General features: G+C 41.4%; 21 protein-coding genes. 8 read left to right on the forward strand and 13 right to left on the reverse strand.

Annotated elements, in window-relative coordinates; all coding sequences use genetic code 11:
- Positions 1 to 134: 134 nt before the first annotated feature.
- Positions 135 to 692 carry a GNAT family N-acetyltransferase gene (locus C9J47_RS20355; protein ID WP_107255135.1) on the forward strand — a complete coding sequence of 186 codons (558 nt, stop codon included), beginning with the start codon at positions 135 to 137 and terminating at the stop codon, positions 690 to 692.
- Between the two features lie 64 nt (positions 693 to 756).
- Positions 757 to 1,230: a BamJ family beta-barrel-assembly machinery protein gene (bamJ, locus tag C9J47_RS20360; RefSeq protein ID WP_107255136.1), complete on the forward strand. Its 474-nt coding sequence runs from the start codon at positions 757 to 759 to the stop codon at positions 1,228 to 1,230.
- Between the two features lie 154 nt (positions 1,231 to 1,384).
- Here bamJ and C9J47_RS20365 read toward each other — a convergent pair whose 3' ends face one another.
- From C9J47_RS20365 to hinT, 8 genes are all read right to left on the reverse strand, one after another.
- Positions 1,385 to 2,674 (reverse strand): NAD(P)/FAD-dependent oxidoreductase, encoded by a 1,290-nt coding sequence (locus tag C9J47_RS20365; protein ID WP_107255137.1) that lies wholly within the window; start codon positions 2,672 to 2,674, stop codon positions 1,385 to 1,387.
- Between the two features lie 101 nt (positions 2,675 to 2,775).
- The gene (gene ycfP / locus C9J47_RS20370) at positions 2,776 to 3,312 is read right to left on the reverse strand and encodes an alpha/beta hydrolase YcfP (protein WP_107255138.1); all 537 of its coding nucleotides are present in this window, start codon (positions 3,310 to 3,312) and stop codon (positions 2,776 to 2,778) included.
- A gap of 140 nt (positions 3,313 to 3,452) precedes the next feature.
- Positions 3,453 to 4,262: a DUF6279 family lipoprotein gene (locus tag C9J47_RS20375; RefSeq protein WP_245903552.1), complete on the reverse strand. Its 810-nt coding sequence runs from the start codon at positions 4,260 to 4,262 to the stop codon at positions 3,453 to 3,455.
- Positions 4,263 to 4,399: 137 nt separating this feature from the next.
- Positions 4,400 to 5,320 (reverse strand): phosphotransferase, encoded by a 921-nt coding sequence (locus C9J47_RS20380; protein WP_107255139.1) that lies wholly within the window; start codon positions 5,318 to 5,320, stop codon positions 4,400 to 4,402.
- A gap of 122 nt (positions 5,321 to 5,442) precedes the next feature.
- Complete coding sequence (gene lpoB, locus C9J47_RS20385) at positions 5,443 to 6,036, reverse strand: penicillin-binding protein activator LpoB (protein WP_006233552.1); 594 nt, start codon at positions 6,034 to 6,036, stop codon at positions 5,443 to 5,445.
- Positions 6,037 to 6,059: 23 nt separating this feature from the next.
- Positions 6,060 to 6,446: a YcfL family putative periplasmic lipoprotein gene (locus C9J47_RS20390; RefSeq protein WP_107242768.1), complete on the reverse strand. Its 387-nt coding sequence runs from the start codon at positions 6,444 to 6,446 to the stop codon at positions 6,060 to 6,062.
- A complete protein-coding gene (locus tag C9J47_RS20395; RefSeq protein ID WP_107255140.1) occupies positions 6,446 to 7,831 on the reverse strand; it encodes a COG3014 family protein in 1,386 nt (461 codons plus the stop codon). Before C9J47_RS20395 ends, C9J47_RS20390 begins: the two co-directional genes overlap by 1 nt.
- 303 nt (positions 7,832 to 8,134) lie before the next feature.
- Positions 8,135 to 8,485, reverse strand: coding sequence for a purine nucleoside phosphoramidase (gene hinT, locus C9J47_RS20400; RefSeq protein WP_107255141.1), 351 nt, complete (start codon positions 8,483 to 8,485; stop codon positions 8,135 to 8,137).
- 387 nt (positions 8,486 to 8,872) lie between these two features.
- On the opposite strand from hinT, the gene C9J47_RS20405 reads away from it, so the two are divergent.
- Together C9J47_RS20405 and pyrC are read left to right on the forward strand one after the other, a co-directional pair.
- Positions 8,873 to 10,876 (forward strand): methyl-accepting chemotaxis protein, encoded by a 2,004-nt coding sequence (locus tag C9J47_RS20405; RefSeq protein WP_107255142.1) that lies wholly within the window; start codon positions 8,873 to 8,875, stop codon positions 10,874 to 10,876.
- Between the two features lie 295 nt (positions 10,877 to 11,171).
- On the forward strand, positions 11,172 to 12,200 hold the full coding sequence (pyrC, locus tag C9J47_RS20410; RefSeq protein WP_107255143.1) for a dihydroorotase: 1,029 nt from the start codon (positions 11,172 to 11,174) through the stop codon (positions 12,198 to 12,200).
- A gap of 122 nt (positions 12,201 to 12,322) precedes the next feature.
- Here the strand turns inward: pyrC and C9J47_RS20415 are convergent, their stop codons facing one another.
- From C9J47_RS20415 to C9J47_RS20430, 4 genes are all read right to left on the reverse strand, one after another.
- Entirely contained in the window at positions 12,323 to 15,391 is a 3,069-nt protein-coding gene (locus tag C9J47_RS20415; protein WP_107255144.1) for an efflux RND transporter permease subunit, read from the reverse strand.
- On the reverse strand, positions 15,391 to 16,479 hold the full coding sequence (locus C9J47_RS20420; protein ID WP_107255145.1) for an efflux RND transporter periplasmic adaptor subunit: 1,089 nt from the start codon (positions 16,477 to 16,479) through the stop codon (positions 15,391 to 15,393). The genes C9J47_RS20415 and C9J47_RS20420 overlap by 1 nt, the downstream gene beginning before the upstream one ends.
- Position 16,480: 1 nt before the next feature.
- Complete coding sequence (locus tag C9J47_RS20425; protein WP_107255146.1) at positions 16,481 to 17,515, reverse strand: efflux RND transporter periplasmic adaptor subunit; 1,035 nt, start codon at positions 17,513 to 17,515, stop codon at positions 16,481 to 16,483.
- 358 nt (positions 17,516 to 17,873) lie between these two features.
- Positions 17,874 to 19,382, reverse strand: a complete 1,509-nt coding sequence (locus C9J47_RS20430) for a fumarate hydratase (protein ID WP_107255147.1) — start codon at positions 19,380 to 19,382, stop codon at positions 17,874 to 17,876.
- Positions 19,383 to 19,697: 315 nt separating this feature from the next.
- Between C9J47_RS20430 and pabB the strand changes: the two genes are divergently transcribed.
- From pabB to C9J47_RS20450, 4 genes are all read left to right on the forward strand, one after another.
- A complete protein-coding gene (gene pabB, locus C9J47_RS20435; RefSeq protein ID WP_107255148.1) occupies positions 19,698 to 21,101 on the forward strand; it encodes an aminodeoxychorismate synthase component I in 1,404 nt (467 codons plus the stop codon).
- Positions 21,102 to 21,213: 112 nt separating this feature from the next.
- Complete coding sequence (locus C9J47_RS20440; protein WP_107255149.1) at positions 21,214 to 21,813, forward strand: CoA pyrophosphatase; 600 nt, start codon at positions 21,214 to 21,216, stop codon at positions 21,811 to 21,813.
- Positions 21,814 to 22,004: 191 nt separating this feature from the next.
- Complete coding sequence (locus C9J47_RS20445; protein ID WP_107255150.1) at positions 22,005 to 23,258, forward strand: aromatic amino acid transport family protein; 1,254 nt, start codon at positions 22,005 to 22,007, stop codon at positions 23,256 to 23,258.
- A 244-nt stretch (positions 23,259 to 23,502) separates the two neighbouring features.
- Positions 23,503 to 24,864 carry an L-serine ammonia-lyase gene (locus C9J47_RS20450; RefSeq protein WP_107255151.1) on the forward strand — a complete coding sequence of 454 codons (1,362 nt, stop codon included), beginning with the start codon at positions 23,503 to 23,505 and terminating at the stop codon, positions 24,862 to 24,864.
- Between the two features lie 112 nt (positions 24,865 to 24,976).
- Here C9J47_RS20450 and C9J47_RS20455 read toward each other — a convergent pair whose 3' ends face one another.
- Positions 24,977 to 25,942: an ADP-ribosylglycohydrolase family protein gene (locus C9J47_RS20455; protein ID WP_107255152.1), complete on the reverse strand. Its 966-nt coding sequence runs from the start codon at positions 25,940 to 25,942 to the stop codon at positions 24,977 to 24,979.
- Between the last annotated feature and the right edge of the window lie 277 nt (positions 25,943 to 26,219).

Here is a 26,219-nt window from a genome sequence, read left to right on the forward strand (position 1 = left end):
GCCCTCGCACTGCGGGGGCTTTTTATACCATTCTAGGTAAATAGTAGATCATAATGTTGCGCTAATTCAATGCTATGCTTCGATAGAACACCTCGTTTTATCACACCATAGAAAAGAGTAGGTAAACAATTATAATGAAAATGGACTTTGAGCTATCAACTCAGCGATTAATTTTACGTCCTTTTAAAACTGTCGATTTACTCGCTCATCTTACTGCTGTTCAAGAATCGACCGAACAATTAAGCCCTTGGCTTGAGTGGTGCACGCCCTATTACGATCAGCACGACGCCCATGAATGGATTGCGTCTAGCCGGTTAAGCTGGCAAACAGACATGAGCTATGAACTTGCTATTTTTGACCGTTTTGACGATACCTTTGTTGGTAGTGTTTCTATCAGTGCATTAATTCCTATGTGTAATTCTGCCAACCTTGGTTACTGGGTACGGACGTCATACCACCGCCAAGGTATCGCATCAGAAGCCTGTTTAGCACTCGCCCAGTTTGCTTTTATGACTTTAGGGTTAACACGATTAGAAATCATCGTTCACCCAGATAACTATCCAAGCAAAAAAACAGCCATTGCCTGTAATGCACAGTTTGAATGTGAAGCAAGAAACCGAATATTTACTCATGGAAAAACCCAAAATGGGCTTGTATATTCTTTGATTCCTGAAGATCTGTTTCCACGCTAAACCAGTACATTTCCAAGTTTAATTACAGTAAACTTATTTAAAATCTAACCGTTAGGAAAACACCGTGTTTAAAATTATTGTTACCATTGCCCTTATTGGCTTAGTGATCTTCTTTGTACAGCGTTCTTACAGCAACAAACAAGCAGCAGGCGAAAACATCAGAATAGGTCAGGAGTTTCTAGCAGAAAATAAACTCAAAGACGGTGTAAAAACAACAAATTCAGGTCTTCAGTACTTAGTTTTACAAGAAGGTACGGGAACGGAACACCCTAAAGCTTCAGATAAAGTAACCGTTCACTACCACGGCACATTAATTAATGGTTCGGTATTTGATAGTTCTGTTGATCGCGGCAAAACAATTTCTTTTGGTTTGAATCAAGTAATCAAAGGTTGGACGGAAGGTGTGCAGCTGATGGTTGTGGGCGAGAAAACACGCTTTTTCATCCCGTCAGAATTAGCATATGGCAACGGTGGCGCTGGCAGTATTCCTCCTGGTTCGGTGTTGATATTTGATGTGGAATTATTCAAGATTAACTAATGTGAATCTAAACAAATATCGACGATCAGAGTGATAGGCAACTTATTTAGGTTGCTATTATTGAATCGGCATGACTGAAACAGCATAAAAAATGCCAGCTTTGTTATAACAAGGCTGGCATTTTTATTTAAATCAATACGTTATAAAAGCGCGATTAGTGCAGTTTTAAGTTAGGACGAAGTACACGGTTAATACGGCCAACCAACATCATCAAACTGGTTTTAAATACACCATGAAGCGCGACTAAATGCATGCGATATAGAGAGATATACACGATACGTGCAATGCGCCCTTCTACCATCATCGAACCTTTCGTCAGGTTACCCATCAAGCTACCAACGGTAGAAAAACGACTCAGTGATACCAGTGAACCATGATCACTGTATATATAAGGTTTTTGCTCGCGGTTTGTAATTTTAGCGACAATATTAGAGAAACAACGACTTGCCATTTGGTGTGCAGCCTGCGCGCGTGGCGGTACAAAACTACCATCTTCTTGCACACATGATGCAAGATCACCAATTGCGTAAATGTCGTCATCACGCGTTGTCTGTAACGTTGGCTTAACCACTAACTGATTAATACGGTTAGTTTCTAGCCCTGCAATATCCTTCATGAAATCAGGTGCTTTAATACCTGCAGCCCATACCATTATATGCGCTGGAATGTGTTCACCATCTTTAGTTGTTAGGCCAGTAGAATCAGCTTTTGTCACCATTGTCATGGTGCGAACATTCACGCCCAATTTGGTTAATTCGCTGTGAGCTGCAGATGAAATACGTGGCGGTAATGCAGGTAGAATACGCTCACCAGCTTCAATAAGATTGACGTTCAAACGTGAACTGTCTAAATCACCAAAGCCATATGTACGCAATTCAGCAACAGCATTATGCAGTTCAGCAGATAGCTCAACGCCTGTTGCTCCAGCACCAACAATCGCAATATCGACTGTTTTTAATTCTTTATTCGCATGAAGCTTCAAAAATTGGTTATTCATTTCAGTACGGAAACGATGTGCTTGCTCCGGACTATCAAGGAAAATACAGTTATCTTTTACACCTGGAGTGTTAAAGTCATTGGATGTAGATCCAATCGCCATAACCAAAATATCGTAATCAAGATTACGTTCTGGCATTAGCAGTTCGTTGTGCTCATCATGGAGCTCAGCTAACTTTATCACCTTATTTTCACGATCAATCTCTTTCAAACTACCCATCTGAAAGTCGAAATGATGATTTTTTGCATGAGCACGGTAACTTAAAGCATCAACACCGGCATCCATGGAACCTGTTGCAACTTCGTGCAAAAGCGGTTTCCATAAATGGCTGGCTTTACGATCAACTAATGTGACTTGAGCGCGCCCTTTACGACCTAGTGTTCTTCCAAGCTTTGTAGCAAGCTCTAGACCACCAGCGCCACCGCCTACAACGATAATACGCGTCACAATAACTTCCTCTTTATTTTATAGAATTTTTTTGGATATACAGACTGACTAAATCTGGCAGACGGATCTGTGATCCGTCTGAGGTGTAGGAGGGCTTAAGACTATTCTTTAAACGCTTTTATAGCTTGTAGATGCTGCGAGATCTTTTTAAATTTATGATTTTGTGTCTCATCCCAAATGATTTTATAGAAATCACTGAGCGCATCACTTGTGAGCTGATTATCTAACACTTCATCATTAGTTGAAAGTACACAGAGGCAATTACCTGCATTTTTTTCACGAAAATCGGTAACACACTTAGTACCGATATCGATATATTCTTCAGGGCGATCGATCCTCCCTTCCATATTGACGCTAGGGTTTAGGTTTGGGTTAAAAATAACCTGCTTAATGCCGCATAAAAAACCAATTCGCTCAGCCCAATATCCACCTAGCCCAACCCCACAAATCAATGGCGTAGTATCGTCTGACTCTTCTATGAGTTTATGCACTTCCTTAATTAAATGCTGCATATCATGCTTAGGATGCAAAGTACTGTAGTTAACGAAACGAACATCAGGGTCAATGAATTGCAGTTGTAACACTTTCTCGTGATTACCTGGGCTATTTGAATCAAAGCCGTGCAGATAAATAATCATATTTTCTCCCTCTTGCTCTTAACAAAACATCACCATATGGTGTGTAATTATGCATTTTTTCGTTACAATAATTTAATCTACCATGTTTTATAAGGTTTAAAAGGCTGAAATTGAAAACTATGACTCCGTTTGCAAAAACATCATTTTTCATTGATCAACATAGCGATATCTTTTCGCATATCAACCAGCCTACTATTCAAATAACGTGTCTGTTTACTACTTAGAGTATGATTTAATCGACGTAATACATCGAAGCGCCTCGTTAAATAAACATTAATATCAAGTTGTACACTGGCATTTTCGAAAGCGATCAACTGCTGTAATAACACATTCAGTTTAGATTCGAAATCTGGATTATCTCGATTTTTTATTAGTTCTTTCCAATCACGAAGAAAATCACGCCATATTGAAAAGAATATAGGCTCCATTTCAACCTGATATTCAGTCAATTCAAGTAATATCGCTTTTTGTTTATTAGACAAAGAGCCTATCCAACCACGGGTGGCATCTTGTAATTTATCACGCCGTATAACTATTTTTTCCTTGAGTGATAATTTCTTTCTTTTTGCTATTACCTGCTCTATTTTTTTCTCTAAATTCTGATTTAACTCATTAATTTGACTTGCACTGAGCGATTGAATCATTACAGCAAAAGGTTTAGATAAAACACTCGTAGACTCTTTACCAGCCTCCGTGAACTTTAAATAGTAGCCGCGAATTTGATTAAAGCTAAGCGGTTTAGCCAAGTCAGCTTGCAGTTCATCAATTAAGCGGTGGAATTTAGGCAGCTCTTTGGTGCGGTGAATCACCAAAGCGATATCGAGGTTTCTTTCAAATGTACGTTCTTGCGTTGAGTTAAGGCTGACATAATCTGCAAGGTAATAGGTAACCCAAAAATTCAATGTATTGTAGCCAAGCCGTAGCGTACACCCAGTAAGCAATATAATCATAACGGAACAACACACCCATCGGGTTCGATCTTTAGTCATTCGTAGATAATACCCAGCTCAATTGATATATAAACTATATACCCAAGTAAGCTCTAGATACTCGATTCAGAGAGAATTGATTCAATAAGCAATCGTTATTATACGGTAAGCGCAGTAAGCAGCTGCAATGCTTGTTCAGTGTATGTCTCGTCCTGCCAAAGTTCAGCCCCGACAAGAAACCACAATAAAGTCAAAAATTCACACCACGGTTGCCACAATGCTACCGCTTTATGCCATGCCTGAGTGCCTGTTATCTGAAGCGCTGAACAATATGCATTAACAGCCATAAAAGGATCGAGCCCGTTGGCATTAATGGTTAACGCAAGATCTAATGATGGGTCACCAGCCGCGGCATACTCCCAATCAATGATCTTATACCCACCATCTTCTGTTTGAATAATGTTGTAACGGCCTAAATCATGATGGCAACATGTATCAGCAAAGCCAATTGGCAATGCTTTATTTTGGAAATCAGCATATACAGACTGAAGAAGAGGCGTTTTTACATGTTCAGGTATGAACTGCCAATAATGTTCAAGTTTGGATTTTACATCTAACCGCCAATCAGGCACTGGGAGTTGATGCACCCTCGCTTGCAAAGCCATTAAATCGTCATCAGATAACAGCGGAGTTTTTTTTGTATTACCGGTAGGCTCAGTTTGTTCTTCCTCAACAACCTGCCCAACAACCCATTCAACTAATAGGCCGCTCTCTAATAACCGATACGGTGCAGGAGCGACATGCTGAGACTGAATTAATGACAGTATTTGGTATTCGTGTTGACGAGACACCCCAAAAGCACGGGATGACGCCGCATTCGGGCGCCAGACATACTGACGAGCTGTTGAGCTAACTAGCTGAGATGTAGAACGTGAAGACGAGTCAGGTTTGTGTAGCGGGATATGATGCCGTAATTCAAGTAACCAACATCGATTACTAAGACCGCCAGAAAGCGGCCTTGCTGTAATAAATTCAACATTGGCTAGAGCACTAAGCACTGATTGATCGAATGATTCCACTTAGTACCTTTTTAACTAGTACCTTTCTAATAAAATTAGGTTATTCCTGCTCATTGATATCGACCGACAAAACGAACAAGCAATAACCTAAATCATTTATCACTGATGTGAATTAACTGATATTACCAACCAAGAAAGCTTTTTGCTTCTTGCTTACGGATCTCAGTTTCATCTGCCCACTCAATAAGACCTGTTTTCAGATCCATTAGACGCATTGTCATTTTGTAGTAAACATCTTTATCGCTACCCGCTTGCTTCACAATGCTTGATAGATTGCCGTACAACATGTACTGAGCACCAACCATTTGACCAAACTGAATCGCAGTGCTTTGGTTCACTAGCTCGTCATCATTTTGAAAGTTAAGTTGCTTACGTACTGCTTCAACACGCGTCATATCAACAAAACGGAACTTACCAGAGTTAAGTAAACGTGTACTGATCGAATCGGTTACAGATTCGGTATCAATGTGCTCACTGGTTTTGTTTTTGATGCTATCAACAACGATAATTGGACGCTGATTCGCACCGGTAATCGCCGCAACAGAGCCAGAAGCTAGCATGCTATCTGTCATCTCTTCTGCAATCTTCTGCAGATCAGTTGAACCAAACTCAATCGTTGTTGTTTCTGCCTGCTGCGCATCGCCATAGCTAACCTTTTGCGCACAACCACCTAATAAAACAGCGACACCCAATACAGCAATAATGCTTTTTTTCATTTTCTTACCTTCAATGGTTGTAATTAATAACTAGCTTCTCGAATATAAATACGGTATTGCTTGGCTTCTAGGCTTCTTGCCATTGCTTGCAATGTCATGGTGTCTTTGCCGTGTAAGACAAACTGGCGCCAAGGTGAATCACTACCACTGATCTCTAAGCCTTGACCGTCATACCAGTAAAAACGATATTGTAGCTCTAAATCACTACTGATTTTGCTTGTTACAGGTACGCCTGCTTTCATTAAGCCATTATTATGACCAACTGTTGCACGTTCAATGGATAAGCGATTCGCCAGTGATGAATTACCAATAACGACATTTTGGTTACTACTTTCAATACTGATGCCCGATGTAGTTGTACTACAGGCAGTGAGTGCGAAAGCGAATAACAATATGGATAAATATTTCATTAGATTCCTCCTAATAGCGTCGACCACCAGCTAATCTGATTACCTTGCCGAGACACCCAAACCATGGTTGTTCGATTAGCTTTCACATCGACATTCAATTGCTGTCCATTCCAACTTAAGTTATGCGCTCCAGCACTTAAGTCCTTATGATAGATATCCACATTTGCAGGTAACGACTGCCAACTTCGGGTATCTGGTTGCTCTGTTAAGGTATTAAAGATATTGGCTAAAATATTGCCAACATCATTTCCTTTACTTGATGCTGTTTTACGTACTTCATTTTTAGCCAATACGCGTAATGATTGTCGAACAACAATGGCGGGTAGTGCTTCGTTTAAGCTATTTTTTGCCATATCGTTCACGCTCGTGACTTGCCCGCCATTCACTGGCTGGTTGTCTAACTTTAACGGTGTAAAACGTTTAACTGGTTTATTCGAATAATATGGCAATGCTAAATTGTATATCGCACCATCACCACGGCTATCAGGTAACCACAATGGCAACCGCCAATTATCAAGCGCTTGTACCACACCTTGCTCATCAAAAATAACAACACGACCATTGCCTTGCACTGGCTTTTCATACTTGCCATAACGTGCTTGCAAGGTCGGTAAATCGTTTGTCATATTCAAAGCGGTTGCTACACGTAAAACAGTATTTGCTATAAAGGTATTATTCGGTGCAACGGCAAAAGCACGCTTGTAATCAATATAGGCGTCGTTCAAATTGCCATCGGCTTCATACAACACCCCTGACAAATAGAATAAGTAACCATTTTGCACCTGCCCAAGCTTTTTTCCTGCATCAGGGTAACGAGCGAGTACAGCGCCAACATTATTGCTAATGCCTTTTTTCTGTACTTCTTTTTCTGCACTCTTTAATTGTGTCTCACGCTGCTTACGTGCCGCTTCTTGCACCTGATTGGCACGACGAACTTCAATTAAGGCGCCTTCAAGCTTTTTTTGCTCAAGATAATTCAATGCTAAATAAAGGTGTAAAAAGCCCAGCTCATAATCGGCAGGCTCATAGGTGATCATATTATCGTTTGTTAACAAAGCTCCCGCCTGATTCAAGCCTTCCGAAACCTGAATAGTTGCTTGGCGTTGCTGCTCTTTCACTGCCATATCGGCACGCTGAAAAGCACCAAAACTGGTTGGGTATTGCTGAGCAACAAAACTTATTCGACCGCGCTCCATGCCATCAAGAATATCCCCTGCTGGAGCATCGGGTAGTGCATCAACAGCTTTACTATATAAACCTTGCTCAAGCGCCAAGTGCGAATCAGCATTTGCAGCACTATAATGGCTAAATAAATTCTGAGTAGATAAGTTAGCACAGGCCATCAAACTGAAAGAAAGCAGCACTACTGTGGCATGTTTAAACATGAATTTGATAACCACATCCTATGAAAAATCCTGAGATATTAGAATACTAGCCCTGTTTCGATTAAAACGAAAAAGACTCGCTAATATACCCAAGTTTTGCAATATAAAAACAGAATCACTGTTCTCCCCCTTTACTGGTTTATCGTTAGTTAAACGACCAATACACAACAAACCGTAAAATAGACAACAGTGTTATTCTTTAGTTGCACCTAGGCCTGTTTATATTGAATCATCAAACAGACCAAAATCTACCAAAGCCACTTAAAGGCATATGCTGCTCCTAAAGTGGCCCAGATATTACATTTACCCGACTAACATCGGCCCTAATGGGCGACCGCCCAGTAAATGCATATGAACATGGTAAACTTCTTGTCCACCATGTGGGTTACAATTCACAATTAAACGGTAACCATTTTCTGCAACACCCTCTTTCTCTGCTAGCTTGCGTGCAACAGTAAACATGCGCCCCATCATTACTTCATCATCAGCTTCTACATCATTCACTGTAGGAATAAGCTTATTAGGAATAATTAAGATATGGCTAGGTGCTCGTGGATTGATATCACGAAAAGCCGTGACCAAATCATCTTGATACAAGACATCTGCTGGAATTTCTTTGCGAATAATTTTACTGAAGATAGTTTCTTCTGCCATATCAAGCTCCGTTTAGATTAAAACTAACGTCATCAGTATGCTTGAGTAAAACGCACAGGGCAATATTGGACACTGTTTTAAACGTATTTACCAGTGAAATTTGCATCAAATAATTTTTTTTTTGATGCAGCCGTCAAAGTATGCGTTCAATCAATTACTTATTATCAAGGATGATAATAACGTTCTTAAAAAGACTGATAGAGTAATGAAAGGTCGATTTCCCCTTGTTTTTAACGACTTACTTCAGTGATTGAAAATTCAGCAGCAAGAATGATGAAAAGCCAATACAGACAAGTTCATACAATGTAATTAATAAAGCCTCATTCTAAATTAACGTTGTGAGTCAGCATTGAATGCTCACCTTGAAATATACTCTTTAGGGATATTATGAAATCAAAAAAACAAACCTCAGTGATACAACGAATATATGCTGGGTTTGCGCTAATGGTCGCACTACTTATTGCCACCATTGTTCTGATGCTTGATGGAACAAGCCGCATTCATCAACAACTTGAATCTGTTACGACCAATGCACTCCCACTTGTTTCCACTACAAACCAAACAAGTGTCAGTCTGCTAGCTGCCGATAAAATTTTTAAGGACTACCTTACCACGCAAGATCCCACTCGGATGCAAACCTATGATACTAACTTTACTCAAGCCCAAGACGCGTTTGTACAAGCAAGAGAGCAACTTGCTAAAGTGGCAAAAGGCAACCCAACGTTAAATGCTTACCTTGAAGACCTCTCGGCATTAGAAGAGCGTTACTTCAACGAAGCACACAGTGCAATGAACAACTATCGTGTTCAATTACTCGCCCAAGAAGAACGCCAACAATCCACGCGCCGCTTTCAACAGCTACACACTGAACTCAATGTTCGTATGAAAGAATACATTGCTGATCAAGATAATCTTTCCGTAAAAATGATCGCAATGAGTTACTTTAATCAGCTAGCTAAAACGGAGACGATCACATCAGATGCCCTCGCAACTGAAGATATCGCTAAAATTGAAAAGGCGCTTAAAAATAACAGAAAATTCGTTAACCACCTTGGCCAATCATATCGAGCTCTTACATCCCAATTACCGGAAGTAAAACGCATTTTTGATAAAACCGTCGCTCAATACACGCTAGATATTGGGCAAAAAGGTGGAGTACTTGATCAGCACTATGAATATATAGAAGCAAGAAATCGTCTATACGACAATATTGCAGTGCTAGCCGCTGAAATTGATCAAGCAATGGTGTTACTTGATAACTTCAGAACGCTTGCGAATTCGCAAATGGATTCAGCCATAGAAAGTGCCAATAATACCTACAGCCATGGCTATACCAACTCTATTTTAATCGGCATCTGTGTATCATTGCTGGCCATATTCATTGGTTGGTATCTTGCTGGTTGTGTTCGTAAACCTCTTGTATCAACGTTAAAAACATTAGAAGCCTTAACCAATGGTGATATGACCCAGCGAATCAACGGCAATACTTTTATTGAATTCGATAAATTAAGCCACCACATCAATACGCTGGCTGATAATTTACAAGAAATACTCAGTAAACTAAGCCAGGCATCGGAAGGGTTAACAAAGGTTGCAGCAGAGAACCAAACAACCACAACAGAAGCAAAACACAGGTTGAATGAACAACGTCAGCAAACAGCATCTGTTGCAACGGCCATGACCGAGATGGAGCAATCTGTTACCGATGTATCGTTAAGTGCACAGCAATCGATGGAGCGCGTACACGCAGTAGAAAAAGCATCTGAAGTCGGTCGTGATGTGATGAGCAAAAACATTCACACCGCACACCAACTTTCAGACCGTTTAGATGAATCCGTTCTTGCTGTCTCTAAATTACAAGAAATGAGTAGTAATATCGGTTCAATTCTTGATGTGATCCGAAACATTGCCGATCAAACCAATTTACTTGCATTGAATGCGGCAATCGAAGCAGCACGAGCTGGTGATCAAGGGCGAGGTTTTGCAGTCGTCGCCGATGAAGTCAGAGTGCTGGCTAAACGCACCACTGATTCAACGTCTGAAATTGAAAAGATGATTCAAAGTTTACAATCTAGTTCGGGACAAGCGGTTAGCGTCATGCAAACTTGCGTAACTGAAATGACAAGCAGTATTACACAAGCCTCTGATGCCAATGGTGCAATGGAAGAAATTCAAGCGCTTATCATGGAAATCAGTCAGATGAGTGCGCAAATAGCTCAAGCATCTGAAGAACAGCAATGTACTACAGGTTCTATCGCACGCAGCCTTGAAGACATCAGTCATATTGCCGATGCAAACTTTAGCTCAATGGAAGAAGTGGCAGAGGCCAGCTCTAAACTTGATGAACTTGCCAATCAGCAAAATACACTGGTACACCGATTTAAACTCTAAAACCAGCAACACATCATAAACTAAAAAATACCACTATTAAGGTCAGCATATGCTGACCTTTTTACTTTACAGCCACCATAAATATACCCAAGTCACTTCAAGACACTCCCGAAAAGCGAGTTTTGAAGTGACTGGGATATAAATTGGAATTATGCTCATTCAACTAAACTTATAGTAGGTTAAAGCCAAACGATTGCGTTATTAATCAACAATTGCTGGTTAGTGCGATAATTGACCTTTACTTAGTACGTGTATGCTTTTAGAATCGGGCGAATTTTTTGGGAGGGAAGAAAATATGACAACGATTACAATTACACGTCCTGACGACTGGCATGTGCATTTACGCGATGGCGACGTATTAAAAGATACTGTTCGTGACATCAGCCGGTATATGGGACGAGCGATAATCATGCCTAACTTGATCCCACCCGTTATTGATACAGAATCTGCACTATCTTACCGCGAACGTATTATTGCCCAAGCCCCTCAAGGCAACTTCTCCCCGCTAATGGTTATCTATTTAACCGACAATACTTCCGCAGAAGAAATCCACAAAGCCAAAGCATCTGGCCATGTATACGCTGCCAAACTTTACCCTGCTGGTGCAACCACCAATTCAGATTCAGGCGTAACATCCATTGATCACATTCGCCCAGCGCTTCAAGCAATGCAAGAAGCTGGTATGCCATTGCTTATTCATGGTGAAGTAACCGCTCACGATATTGATATTTTCGACCGTGAAAAAGTCTTTCTAGAGACAGTTTTAGCACCGATTGTTGAACAATTCCCAGATCTTAAAATGGTATTGGAACATATCACAACAGCAGATGCCGTTGAGTTTGTAACCCATGCAGGCCCTAACGTTGGGGCAACGATTACCGCTCATCATCTTATGTTTAACCGTAACCATATGTTGGTAGGTGGCATTCGCCCGCATTTTTATTGCTTACCGATTCTAAAGCGTAATATTCATCAAGACGCACTGGTTAAAGCAGCAACAAGCGGCAGCCCTAAATTCTTCTTAGGTACCGACTCTGCGCCGCACGCGCAAGGGCGTAAAGAATCAGCTTGTGGTTGTGCAGGCTCTTACACGGCACACGCGGCAATCGAACTGTATGCTGAAGTGTTCGAAGCAGCAGACGCACTAGATAAATTAGAAGCATTTTCAAGTTTTAATGGTCCTGACTTTTATAATCTTCCACGTAATACAGACACCATTACACTCAAAAAAGAAAGCTGGAACGTGCCTGAAACAATGGCCTTTGGTGGCGATGAAGTTGTGCCAATCCGTGCTGGCGAAGCAATGCTATGGAAAGTTATCTAGCCTATAACCATAATATGGCACTGCCGTTGATATTAAAAAATTTCGATTGATATAAAATTCACAGATACAAAAAGGGCTCCTGAAGGAGCCCTTTTTATTGCTTCAATATAAAGTGCTAAGCACTATTGCACTTCAGGCACTTTGAGTTGATGGAACATGCGGTACAACACTGGAACAACAATCAGAGTAAGTACTGTAGCAAACCCAAGACCAAACATAATGGTAACGGCCATAGGCTTAAAGAACACATCAGGTAATAAAGGGATCATACCCAGTACCGTTGTTATCGCAGCCATACATACAGGACGAACACGGCTCACCGCCGCATCAACCACCGCTTGGTATTTATCTTTACCACTGCTAATTTCAATCTCGATTTGATCCAGCAGTACAATTCCATTTTTAACAAGCATTCCTGATAGACTCAAAAAGCCCAGCAACGCCATAAAACCAAACGGCGTATTCAAGATAAGTAGCCCTGTTGTTACACCAATAATGGCAAGCGGAACTGTTGCCCATACAATCACAGCCTCTTTAACCTTGTTAAACAAGAAGATAGTAATTAAGAACATGAACAAATAACCCATTGGCATTGTTTGGAATAACGATGCTTTGGCATCTGCCGATGATTCATATTCCCCGCCCCATTCTAGTGAATAACCAGAAGGAAAATCTAACGCTTCAATTTTTGGTTGAATTCGAGCTTGCAGTGTCGCTGCCGTTTCATCGCCCAGAGGATCAGGATCAGCCATAATGGTTAGCATTCGTTTACGGTTTTTACGTACCACTAGCGGATCTTCCCATTTAACATTGACGCCTAGCATCACTTGTTGCAGTGGAACATAACCTTGAATTGCAGGGCTCCAAATCTTCATGCCTTCAATACTACTTACATCAACACGTTCTTGCTCAGGTAAACGTGCAACAATCGGCATTAAATTAGTGCCATCACGATATATACCTACAGATAACCCTGAAAATGCCATTTGTAATAAATCATCAACATTTTCTTTAGTTATGCCATAACGACGTGCTTGGCTTTCATTAAAGATAGGTTCAATCACTTTCGTACGTTCACGCCAGTCATGACGTACGTTGAAAGCCCCCGGATCTGCTCTCATAATATCAAGCGACTGCTGGGCTAAACTACGAAGAACGGTTGGATCGGGCCCCACTATACGCGCTTCAATTTTAGAACCAGATGAAGGACCTAATTCAATCCGTTTTAGTTTGTATTCAATATCAGGATGATTAGCGTCTAACTCAGCACTCACTTTACGCAGCATCGGCATCACTGCATCATAATCATCGACACGTATAATCAGTTCACCGTACGACGAGTAACTCTTCTCTGGTGAATAGGTCAACATGAAACGCTGGGAGCCTTTACCTGCACTTGAAGAGACATAACTTACGGTATCTTGCTGATTAACCCACCCTTCCAGTTCTTGTAGCTTGTCGTTCGTTGAACGAATATCGGTGCCTTCAGGTAACCATACATCAACCATAAACATGGGTGTTGTTGATGACGGAAAGAACGACTGTTTCAATTGCGTAAAGCCATATAGGCTTGCACCTAGCATCACAATCAATACGATCACAGTTGTCCATGCGTACTTCATGCATTTTTCTAGCGATTGCTTGTATAAAACAAAGACAAGACCTTTATAAGGATCACTCTCTTCGCCATCGCTATTATGTTTAACACCTTTGAAGAACATATCAGCAAAAAATGGCGTCAACGATATAGCAGTAAACCAGCTAAGCATGAGTGATATTAACAACACACTAAATAGCGTTGCACAATATTCACCCGTAGAATCTTGAGATAAGCCTATCGGTGCGAATGCTGTAACGGCAATCACCGTCGCCCCTAGTAGCGGCCATTTGGTTTGGGTAACAATATCAGATGCAGCTTGCATCCTTGTTCGCCCTTTTTGTATTCCAATGAGAATGCCTTCGACCACTACAATGGCATTATCCACCAGCATACCCAGCGCAATAACCAATGCCCCCAAAGAAATACGTTGTAGATCTATTGCCATTATGTTCATGAATACAAACGTACCCAATACTGTAAGCAACAGGATCAAGCCGATTAAGATACCTGAGCGCATCCCCATAAAGAAAAGCAGTACAACAATAACAATCGCGACCGCTTGACCAAGGCTGACAATAAAGCCCTTTACAGATTGGTCGACTTCATCGGGTTGACTATAAACAGCACTAATATCAATACCAACAGGCTGTTGTTCTTTTAGCTCATTTAGGCGCTGATAAACACCCTTACCTTTTTCTACAACGTTCACACCGTCAATGAAGGATACACCTACATTAAGTGCAACTTTACCGTTATAGCTTACAAGGTTATCGGGCACCTCTTTAAAGCCACGCGTAATCGTTGCAACATCACGTAAGTAAATTAAACCTTCAGCACCTGTGTCTGTAATAATTAAATCACCAAGGGCATCAACATCTTTAAATTCACCAGTAGGATGAACGCGAACATATTCCGTCCCTATTTTTACTGCGCCCGCACTGGTTACCAAATTCTGGGTGGCTAAGGTGCTATAGATTGTCTCCAGTGAGATACCCAGATTACTCAAACGCTGCATTGAAATTTCAATGAATACTTGTTCTTGCTGGGCCCCCGAAACTGAAACCTTTCCCACCCCATCAACTAATTCAATTTCTCTGCGAAAATAATCAACATAATCATTAAGTTCTTTATACGAATATCCGTCACCCGTTATCGCCAGCATGATGCCATATACATCACCAAAATCATCAATGATTGAAGGATCAGCCACGCCGGGTGGTAAGTTGGGTCTGATATCATTCACTTTTCGACGTAATTCATCCCAAATTTGGGGTAAATCATCAGGACCATAATTATTTTTCATGGTCACGGTGATCTGCGATAGACCTCGACTGGATACAGAGTTAACTTCATCAACATAGGTTAATTGCTGAATGGCTTTTTCTATTGGATAAGTGACTTCTTCTTCAACTTGAAGAGGTGTGGCACCAGGGTATGCTGTTACCACCATCGCGTCTTTGATCGTAAACGCGGGATCTTCCAATCTTCCTAGCCCGAAGAAAGCCATTGTGCCGCCGATCAAAAAGATCAGGGTAATCATCCAACTAACAACTTTATTCTTTATAAAATAGGCTGCGATATCTTGCTTCATTATTGTCCAGCCTCCATGCTAATAACTTTAATTTGCTGTCCGGCACGTAAACGATTACCACCCGCTACAACAATGGTTTCACCCTGCTCTATTCCAGATTGTACTCGAGCACCTTCTGGTACAACTTTGTCGGTTGTTATACGGCGTTTCTCTACCGTCATGTCTTCTTTAACGACCCATACAAACTTATCGGTAAGCACTAAATCATCACCGTCTTCATTAAAAATGGCTTCTAACGGAATAACTGGTTCGCCTTTTTTGTAGATATTCAACTTTTGAGCATCAGCTCTTACTTCAACAGCCATACCATCTAGAATAAAGTTATCAGCAGGCATCGGCATGGTTAACGTCACAAGAAATGAACCAGACTCTGGATCAGGTTCTGTCGTAAATTCTTTCAACTTTGCTTTATATTCGTTACCATTTGACGTAATAACTCTAGCGTCAGGCTTTGACACATCAATATCGATTGCAGAGCTTTTTGAATAGATTAAATCGGGCGCTTGAATATGGATATCCACCATTTTGGCACTGTGAATATTCATGACCTGTTGACCTGCTTGCACGTTCTCAAATTGTTCAATTGGTACACGAGAAATAACCCCATTAAATGGGGCTTTAATTTGTGTAAATTTCAAATTCAGTTTTGCTATATTCAACCTTGCACGTTCAATACGGCGTTGCGCTTTTAGTTCATCGAATTGTGATTGGGCAATGTATCCGTTTTCAACAAGTTTTGCCGAACGTCGATACTGGCTATCAGCCACATTATATTTAGCCTGCGCATTATCAACTTCTAATCGATAATCAAGAGGGTCCAGTTCTGCTAATAGCTGCCCCTTTTTTACCAAATCACCCGGTCTTACTAATATATGGGTAATTTCACCTTGGATTCTAAAAGATAGGCTCGATTTATCAGCGGCCGCAGCAACGGCAGGGAAGGTCAATTGAGGCGCTTCTGTAGCCAATGCCACTGTCTCAACATAAACGGGTTGAACACGCTGTATACTCTCGGTAACAGTTTTTTCGCACCCCTGCAAAGCCAATGCAGATCCTATTGCTAGAACGATAAAGGATAGTTTTTTCATATTATAATCCTCGCTCCTTAATCCATTCCCGCACTTTCTGACCTTCTTGCAGTTCATTAATACCTGACGTTGCAATTGAATCGCCGTCATTTAGACCTTTAATAACGTGCCTTTTATCATCTAATTCAACTTGCGTTTTATGAACGATACCGTCTTTATCAACAAGCCAAACATACATTGCATCTCCATCTTGCATGATGGCACGTTTAGAGATAGCACCTAAATTGCCTTGCGGAATTAAGACCTTGACTGCACCTGCCATACCAGGAAGAATATTTTTCCCTGTTGGGCGTTCCATCGATAAGGTAACAGTATAACTTGACGTTTTTTTATCGGCTTCTGTATCTATTTCTTTAAATTGAGCAGGGTAAGTTTCACCAGGTATGGTATCGAAGATAACGCTTGGGTTTTGATCGTATTGACCTTGAAAACGACTAAACAGGTGTTCAGGTAATTGAAAAGTGACATTAATGATACCAGCACTTTGAATATGTAAAACGGGCTCTTTCATCATCACATATTCATAATTTTCAATAAGTGATAACGATAAAGTACCATCATAAGGCGCGACAAGTGTGGCATAACCTAAGTTAGATTGCTGCTTACTTAATGCTGCTTTTGCTTGCTTCAAGGCTGCTTTAGAGGTGTCATAATCAAGCTCTGAAACAACATTGGTTTTACGTAGTTCTTCATCACGTTTAAATTGAACATACGCGAGTTCATAATTTGCTTGCGCTTGTTCAACCAATAATAGAAATTCATCTTGATTCAAGGTGGCAAGTGTTTGCCCTCGCTTAACGTCTGTACCCGGTTTTACATCAACAGATGAAAGTTGCCCTGATACACGAAAAGCTAATACTGCTTTATCTCCAGCCTCAACAACGGCGGGGAATGTACGAAATGTCTGATTATCACCAACTGACACCGTTTGTAACTTTACCGGTCGAGAGTCCGGTTCAGGAACCTCTACCTGTTTTTCACCACACCCTGTCAAAATGAAACATGACAATAATGTGGCTGTTATTATGCGTCCCATAAACCTCTCCATCCTTATAATTTTTAGGCAATTCCTAATGCTTTATCTTATATGTCTCTAATTAGCCAAAGCTCAACACGAGCTTAAAATTCCATTCGTTAATAAAAAGACTACAAACACGTAGTGTAGTCAATAAAGCCTAACAAAAATCCAACAAGCTACTAAAAAATAAGAAAAACAATAAAAGCTGGGAAGGTTAACAAGTTAAATGGGCGAATTCGATCTTAAGGTGGGTTTATTCAGTAAAAATCAGAAACAAATAAATGACAAGATACAATACAATCGAATCGTATAAAAAAGGAGCCAATCGGCTCCTTTAAAAAAGTAAATTAGTATCAATTAACGTAATAGCTAGAGATTAAGCATCCATTTCAGCTATTTTGACCTTCCAAGTGTCTGGACCCGTCTCATGTGCATTAGTGCCAGCAGAATCAACCGCAACAGTTACAGGCATATCTTCGACTTCAAATTCGTAGATAGCCTCCATACCGAGGTCTTCAAATGCAACGACTCGTGCTTTCTTAATCGCCTTCGCAACCAAGTATGCAGCACCGCCAACAGCCATTAAGTAAACAGCTTTATGTTCTTTAATCGACTCAATCGCCTTAGGTCCACGTTCAGCTTTACCTATCATGCCCGTTAAGCCAGCTTGACCTAACATCATATCGGTAAACTTATCCATACGCGTTGACGTTGTAGGACCAGCAGGGCCAACAACCTCATCACCAACGGCATCCACAGGACCCACGTAATAAATAAAGCGGTTATTGAAATCTACAGGGAAATTTTCGCCGCGAGCCAACATATCTTGAATACGTTTATGCGCAGCATCACGACCTGTTAAGATTTTACCTGACAATAAAACCGTTTCGCCTGATTTCCATTCCTGAACATCAGCTTTAGTAATTTCATCAACGTTAACACGGCGAACACTCTCGCCCACTTCCCATGTCACTTCTGGCCAGTCTTCTAGCTTCGGTGGGGTTAATTCTGCAGGGCCGGTACCATCGAGTGTAAAATGCACATGACGCGTAGCCGCACAGTTAGGGATCATGCAAACAGGCTTAGACGCCGCATGGGTTGGTGCTGTTTTAATTTTCACATCAACAACTGTGGTTAATCCGCCCAGCCCTTGTGCTCCAATACCCAATTTGTTCACACGATTATAAATGTCTAAACGTAGTTCTTCTTCTGCGTTTTGTGCGCCACGCTCTTGTAGCTCATGGATATCAATCGATTCCATCAACGACTCTTTTGCTAATACTGCCGCTTTTTCAGCCGTACCACCAATGCCTATGCCAAGCATGCCTGGTGGACACCAACCAGCCCCCATCAATGGCACTGTTTTTTCAATCCACTCAGCCACATCATCAGAAGGGTTCAACATCACCATCTTGGTTTTATTTTCAGAACCGCCGCCTTTAGCTGCAATTTGAATATCAACCTTATTGCCTGGCACCATATCAATGTGAACAACTGCTGGCGTATTGTCTTTCGTATTTTTACGTGTGCCAGCAGGATCGGCAACAACAGACGCTCGTAGGGGGTTGTCTGGGTTGTTATAAGCTTGACGGACACCTTCATCGACCATTTGCTGAACAGTAAGATCACTCTCCCACTGCACATTCATTCCGATTTTAACAAAACAGGTCACGATCCCCGTATCTTGACAGATAGGACGTTTACCTTCTGCAGACATACGTGAATTAATCAAAATCTGTGCGATAGCATCTTTCGCAGCTTGACTCTGTTCTTTGTTATAAGCTTTTTCCAATGCTTGAACAAAATCAAGTGGATGGTAATAAGATATGTACTGTAATGCATCAGCAACACTACTAATCACATCTTCTTTACGGATGACGGTCATAATTGCCCTCGTTGATTATTATAATTCCATGGCGCCCAGCTTTAATTCGTCACTACAAAAAGCTTCCAGTGTAGTGTGTGATTCTCATTCATGGCTGCAGTATATTGATTCGTATAACCAATATGACTCACCCAAATGCTATCACGCGGCCATGCTCCACATGGCAAATGTCCATCTCACTTTATTTCTGTGTACCCTTTAGAAAATAAAACGCGATGGATCGTCCTTGGGCGTCGTAATAAAAGCTGTGGTTATGATACTCTTGCGCTCAACTTCGCGCTATGCGCCAATTGAATACCTGTCACAAAAAAGAAAATGATTTGTAAATCACATCCCAAACTAAGCATTGAACAACTCGATTACAGCCCAGAAATGACTCTTGAGTGGTTTTCACCCTTATCACGTCTGCCATGGGCGATGATATTACGTTCTGCTGCCAATAATCACCCAGATAATCGCTTTGATATTCTAGTTGCTGATCCTTTAGCCACTTTGGAGACACAAGGTGAAATAACCTGTATTAAATTTTCAAATGGCGATGAAAAAACTAGCACTGATGATCCGTTTTCTCTGCTTCAACATATTCAACAGGATCTACTACCCCCACTTAACCCTATGACTGGTGTGCCATTTATTGGTGGTGCACTGGGCTATTTTGCATACGACCTCGGTCGACGGGTTGAAAAAATTGCCTCACTGGCTAAGCATGATATTTCTGCACCTGATATGGCTGTAGGCATTTATGATTGGGCACTGATTGCTGATCACCAAGAAAAAACGCTTTTTTTAGTCTCTCCTTCTGGTAGTCAACGTTTAGAATGGCTAAAACAGCACCAAGAAAACAGTTTAACGCAGCACAAAAAGGACGTGTCACAACAAGCTGAACACTTTGCATTAACAACTGATTGGTCTTCAAACATGACAATTAGCAGTTACTGCAACAAATTTGATCAAGTCCAAGAGTATTTACTCTCTGGTGATTGTTATCAAATTAACCTTGCACAGCGTTTTCAGGCTTCTTATCGCGGTGATGAATGGCAAGCTTACTTACGTTTAGAGCAAACGAATGGTGCGCCTTTCTCTGGTTTTATCCGCACTGAACACGGTACTGTCTTGTCTGTATCACCAGAACGTTTTCTACAACATAACCAAGGTTACGTTGAAACAAAGCCGATCAAGGGTACGCGCCCACGCTCAGACAATGTAGAACAAGACCGAGCCTATGCCGACGATTTACGTCATGCTGAAAAAGATCGCTCAGAAAATTTGATGATTGTTGATTTGCTACGAAATGATATTGGACGAGTGGCAAAACCCGGTAGTGTCAAAGTACCCAGCATTTTTGAAATCGAAAGTTTCCCCGCGGTTCATCACTTGGTTAGCACCGTAACAGGCGAACTAGACCAACAGTACTCGGCAACGGATTTATTACGTGCTTGTTTTCCCGGAGGCTCAATTACAGGCGCCCCGAAAGTACGAGCTATGTCTATAATTGAAGAATTAGAACCGCATCGCCGTAGTATTTACTGTGGCAGCATTGGCTATATCAGCCGCTGTGGTCGCATGGATACTAGCATTACGATACGAACATTAGTCACTCAAGAGCAGAAGATATACGCTTGGGCTGGCGGTGGAGTGGTTGCAGATAGCAAATCTGACAGTGAATATCAGGAAACACTGGACAAACTAAGTAGAATTCTGCCAATCTTAAGACAGTAGTCTATTTTATTAACTACTCTATTACCAAATGACTTGGAATAGTAAAATTGTAACTGCTTAGATCTCGTTCATCGCGAACAAGATAAGCAGTTACAGTAAACACGGACAGTTTATGATCAGTCAGCAACAAATATTAAGCCGCTTTATGCTTGCGCCAACCACGAATTATGACAAGAGTCATAATGAGCGTGTACGCCAGCATGTATCTGCTACAGATACTTTTAAGCCCGCGGCTGTGCTGATCCCTCTCGTTCCCCGTAATAACACCTACAATATTGTATTAACTCGCCGTGCAAACCACTTAAAACATCACCCAGGCCAAATTGCTTTCCCTGGTGGTCGTCATGAAAGCTTCGATCAAGATTTAGCGGCTACAGCACTCCGCGAAACAGAAGAAGAAACTGGAATATTATGCAGTCGAAATCATATACTTGGACAGCTGCCAGCTCTGCCTACAATAAGCGGATATATGGTAACGCCATTCCTTTCAACAATAGCAGCAGATTACCAGCCAAAGCTTGACCCCAGCGAGGTTGATGAGTTATTCGAAGTGCCAATTCAATACTTATTAAACCCAGTGAATATGCACAGTCAGCAGTTTCAAATAAATGGCCACCTACACAATATTTATTCAATTCCATTCAGCAATTATTCAATTTGGGGAGCTACTGCCCAAATGATTAAGTTGTTATCAAAACAGCTTTGGTATTAAAAATTCGCCTTCTAACACGTCATTTTCCCTAACTTCTTCGTAACACCCCCTGTGATCAAGATCACCTTTAATTGTATTGCAAATATCACCAATTACATAACGGGATCAAGATCAAAGTTTTACTTCTGGAAATAGCGAAAATGCGCCCCGTTCCTAATTCCCGTTCCGTAAAACACTTTGGATAGATAATCATGCAAACCACTTCGAATACAGCAGCGACTACCGCAGCAAAAGCAAGTTGGACGTATAAAGATTTCACTTGGGCACTATCACTATTTGGCACAGCAGTAGGCGCTGGTGTTCTTTTTCTTCCAATTAAAGCAGGCGCTGGTGGCTTTTGGCCTCTAGTTATTCTGGCTCTTATTGCACTACCAATGACTTGGTTTGCACATAAAGGTCTTGCTCGCTTCGTTCTTTCAGCAAAAAACCCTGAAGCAGATATCACTGATACTGTTGAAGAGCACTTCGGTAAGTCTGGCGCAAAAATCATCACTTTCGCTTACTTCTTTGCTATCTATCCGATTGTTCTAATTTATGGTGTTGGTATTACAAACACTGTCGACTCTTTCTTAGTTAACCAAATGGGTATGGAGTCAATTCCACGTTGGTTGCTATCTGGCGGCCTAATCATAGCAATGACTGCTGGTGTTGTGTTCGGTAAAGAACTGATGCTTAAAGCAACGTCTGCAATGGTTTACCCTCTAGTATTTATTCTACTAGCACTATCTATCTACCTAGTGCCTGAGTGGAATACAACAATGGTTTCTGTTAGCCCTGATTGGAGCTCTATGCCTTCTGTTATTTGGCTAGCAATTCCAATTATTGTTTTCTCTTTCAACCACAGCCCAATCATCAGCCAGTTCTCTAAAGAACAGCGCCGCGTTTACGGTGAAGATGCAGTTAAAAAGACTGACATGATCACTGGCGGTGCAGCAATGATGCTTATGAGCTTCGTTATGTTCTTTGTATTCTCTGTTGTTCTTTCTCTATCACCAGAGCAACTAGCTATCGCACAAGAACAAAACATTAGTGTTCTATCGTACCTAGCGAACATTCACGAATCTCCGCTAATCTCAATTCTTGGTCCTCTAGTTGCTTTTGCTGCTATCACTTCAAGCTACTTCGGTCACTTCCTTGGTGCACATGAAGGTCTTGTTGGTCTAGCGAAATCTAGCTCTAAGATGCCAGTTAAAAAGATTGAGAAAATCTCTCTTGGTTTCATCGTTATTACAACTTGGATGGTTGCGGTAGTTAACCCAAGCATCCTAGGTATGATTGAAACAATGGGTGCACCGATGATCGCTGCAATCTTGTTCCTAATGCCTGTTGTAGCAATGTACAAAGTACCAGCAATGGCTAAGTACAAGACATCTGCACCGGTACAACTTTTCACTGCTCTATGTGGTATTGCTGCAATTACTTCAGTAATCTACGGCGCATTGTAAAAGATTCATCTACTCTAGCCGTAATGAATGTTCATTTACGGCTTTTTCTTCCGAAAAAATGTGCTACAACGCATAGTCTTCTAAGTCAATTAGAGTAGAATAGACAACACAAAAGAGCAGGAAGTATTTGCCTACTGCTCTTTTTGCTTTTCTAGTGATCTCGCCAAGGAAGGGGCGGGAATTATAAAAACTATGACAGTCTTGGCCGGAGGCAAGATCGCTTCCCCCGACTGAGGTAATACGCATGATCAGTGTTTTTGATATCTACAAAATTGGTGTGGGTCCTTCCAGTTCACACACTGTTGGTCCAATGAAAGCAGGTAAGGAATTTATTGATGACTTACGCGCGATGGGCAAATTACGAGATATAACCAAAATTACCGTTGACGTTTATGGCTCACTTTCTCTTACCGGTAAAGGTCACCATACAGACATCGCTATCATCATGGGTCTTGCAGGCAACAGTCCTGAACATGTTGATATTGACAGCATCCCCGGTTTTATCGCTCGTGTAGAAGAAACAGAACGCTTACCTGTTGGCATGCACTGCCACACAGTAGAGTTTCCTCGTGAAGGAGGTATGAATTTTCATACAACTAATCTTTCTCTTCACGAAAATGGTATGACTATCACCGCTTGGATTAGCGATGAAGTGTCGTACACTAAAACTTATTATTCAATCGGTGGTGGTTTCATCGTCGACGAAGAAAACTTTGGCAAAGAGCAAGTTTCAACAGTCAAAGTACCTTACATGTATACTAAGGCAGAAGGCCTTCTTGCACATTGTAAAGAACATGGCCTTTCTGTTAGTGCACTTGTTATGGCTAACGAACGTGCAATGAATGCAGAAGACGAAATTAATACTTACTTCGCAAACATCTGGAAAGCCATGCGTGAATGTATGGAACGAGGTATGAACGAAGAAGGTATTCTACCAGGTCCACTACGTGTTCCACGTCGAGCAGCGGCACTTCGCCAACAACTGATAACGACAGAAAACCTAAGTACTGACCCGATGACGGTTGTTGACTGGGTTAACATGTACGCATTTGCTGTAAACGAAGAAAATGCAGCGGGTGGTCGTGTTGTTACTGCACCAACAAATGGCGCGTGTGGCATCATTCCAGCGGTACTAGCTTACTACGATAAGTTCATCCAGAATGTTGGTCCTAAAGATTACACGCGTTATTTTGCAGCTTCTGGTGCAATTGGTGGTCTTTATAAGCGCAATGCATCTATCTCTGGTGCTGAAGTAGGCTGTCAGGGTGAAGTGGGTGTAGCATGTTCAATGGCTGCAGCGGGTCTTGCTGAACTTATGGGTGGTAGCCCTGATCAAGTTTGCATCGCAGCTGAGATCGCAATGGAGCACAACTTAGGTCTAACATGTGATCCTGTTGCTGGTCAGGTACAGGTTCCATGTATAGAGCGTAATGGTATTGCAGCGGTTAAAGCGATTAACGCATGTCGTATGGCACTACGTCGTTCTTCTGAGCCTCGAGTTTCACTTGATAAAGTAATCGAAACAATGTTGGAAACAGGTAAAGACATGAACGCTAAATACCGTGAGACTTCTCAGGGTGGTCTGGCTATTAAAGTTATCTGCTAAATCCGTCACTGTTTAATATTAAAAGCCATCCGTTACTTATCAGAAACGGGTGGCTTTTTAGTTTCAGCCATAGCGATTACATTAGTTACCGTGCTTTATTCGTTTATAGAGGCTAACTCTTTGCAGCCTTCAGCAATGCCTCAATATCTTCAGCGAGAGCCTCTCCACTTTGCAACGTGGTTAGCCACGAGATAGGTATCCCCTTTTCATCACCAAAGCCATAACACGCACCCGCAAGTGCACCAATCAAGATCCCCCGCCCGCACGTATCACCTGAAACCAGAATATTTTTCATTATCGCTTCAGTATAGCTTTCACTGTTTTGTAAAATCCAAGCAGCCATCGGAACACTATCTTCTAAATGGCATGCTGAACTGATAAGTGAAAAAACATGAGTGAGATCGTTAACATCTCCATCCAATAACCGTACTTTTTCAATCTTATCTTGAATTTCAACAGGTGATTTCACCTTTAACACATTAAGCACAGGTTCCATCCGTCGAGAACGCAGTGCTTCATTCAATGCACTCGCAAATGCTTTGGCTGTAGCTAACGCTAGTTCATTTTGATGCGTAATCCCTACGATGCGGTCGATTTCTTGCTCTAACTGTTCTGACGGGTATTTAAGCGCAACCAATGCAGGAATAGCACACAGTGCTGGGTTTTGATCATCTTCACTACTGCCAGAGTCTTCGGGCCAATCATCAGGTTCGAGTGAAAATAAGGTCAATAATAACGCTTTCGTTGGGCTATCAACGTAGCCAATGAAATCACCACCAGGACCAAAGTAATCAAGAATATGTTGCTGAATTTGATGCGTACTTATCTCTGGTTCCGCAAGTAAACGTATATACAATGCCAACCATTCACCGTAAGCGGTTAACTCACCCGCCGTTAAGCTATCATGAGCGTAATAGCCTTCAACGTCTTTGTAATGCAGTACATTGGGTTCAATAAAGGGAAAGTGTGATAATTCAGATAGCGTTTTAATTCGTTCTGGTGAATAAATCCAATGCGTCCCCATACTTGCAGCATCGGCAACTAGCGCACCAATAAGGGCAGCGTAACGCTGAGCCATAACTCCTCCTTAAATTTGCTTTAGGCATGGCGCTTTTCTGATTGCTTTCTTATCGCATACCGATCGTTTGCTGTAAAAAGCACCAATTTATCGTTCAACAGCTCTAAGCATAGCGTATTGAATAATCGCATTCAGAAATTCATCCAATATCTTAAGAGCAACCCACTAAGTGAGCTTAAATTGATATAAAGCACTTCTATACTCTATTCTCAGTTTAGATTTCGCCCTATACTCCAGACAACAGCAAGGATGGCAACAGTTAAAAAGGCGCTTTCAG

The organism is Photobacterium indicum (assembly GCF_003026215.1).
Classification (GTDB): Bacteria; Pseudomonadota; Gammaproteobacteria; order Enterobacterales; family Vibrionaceae; genus Photobacterium; species Photobacterium indicum.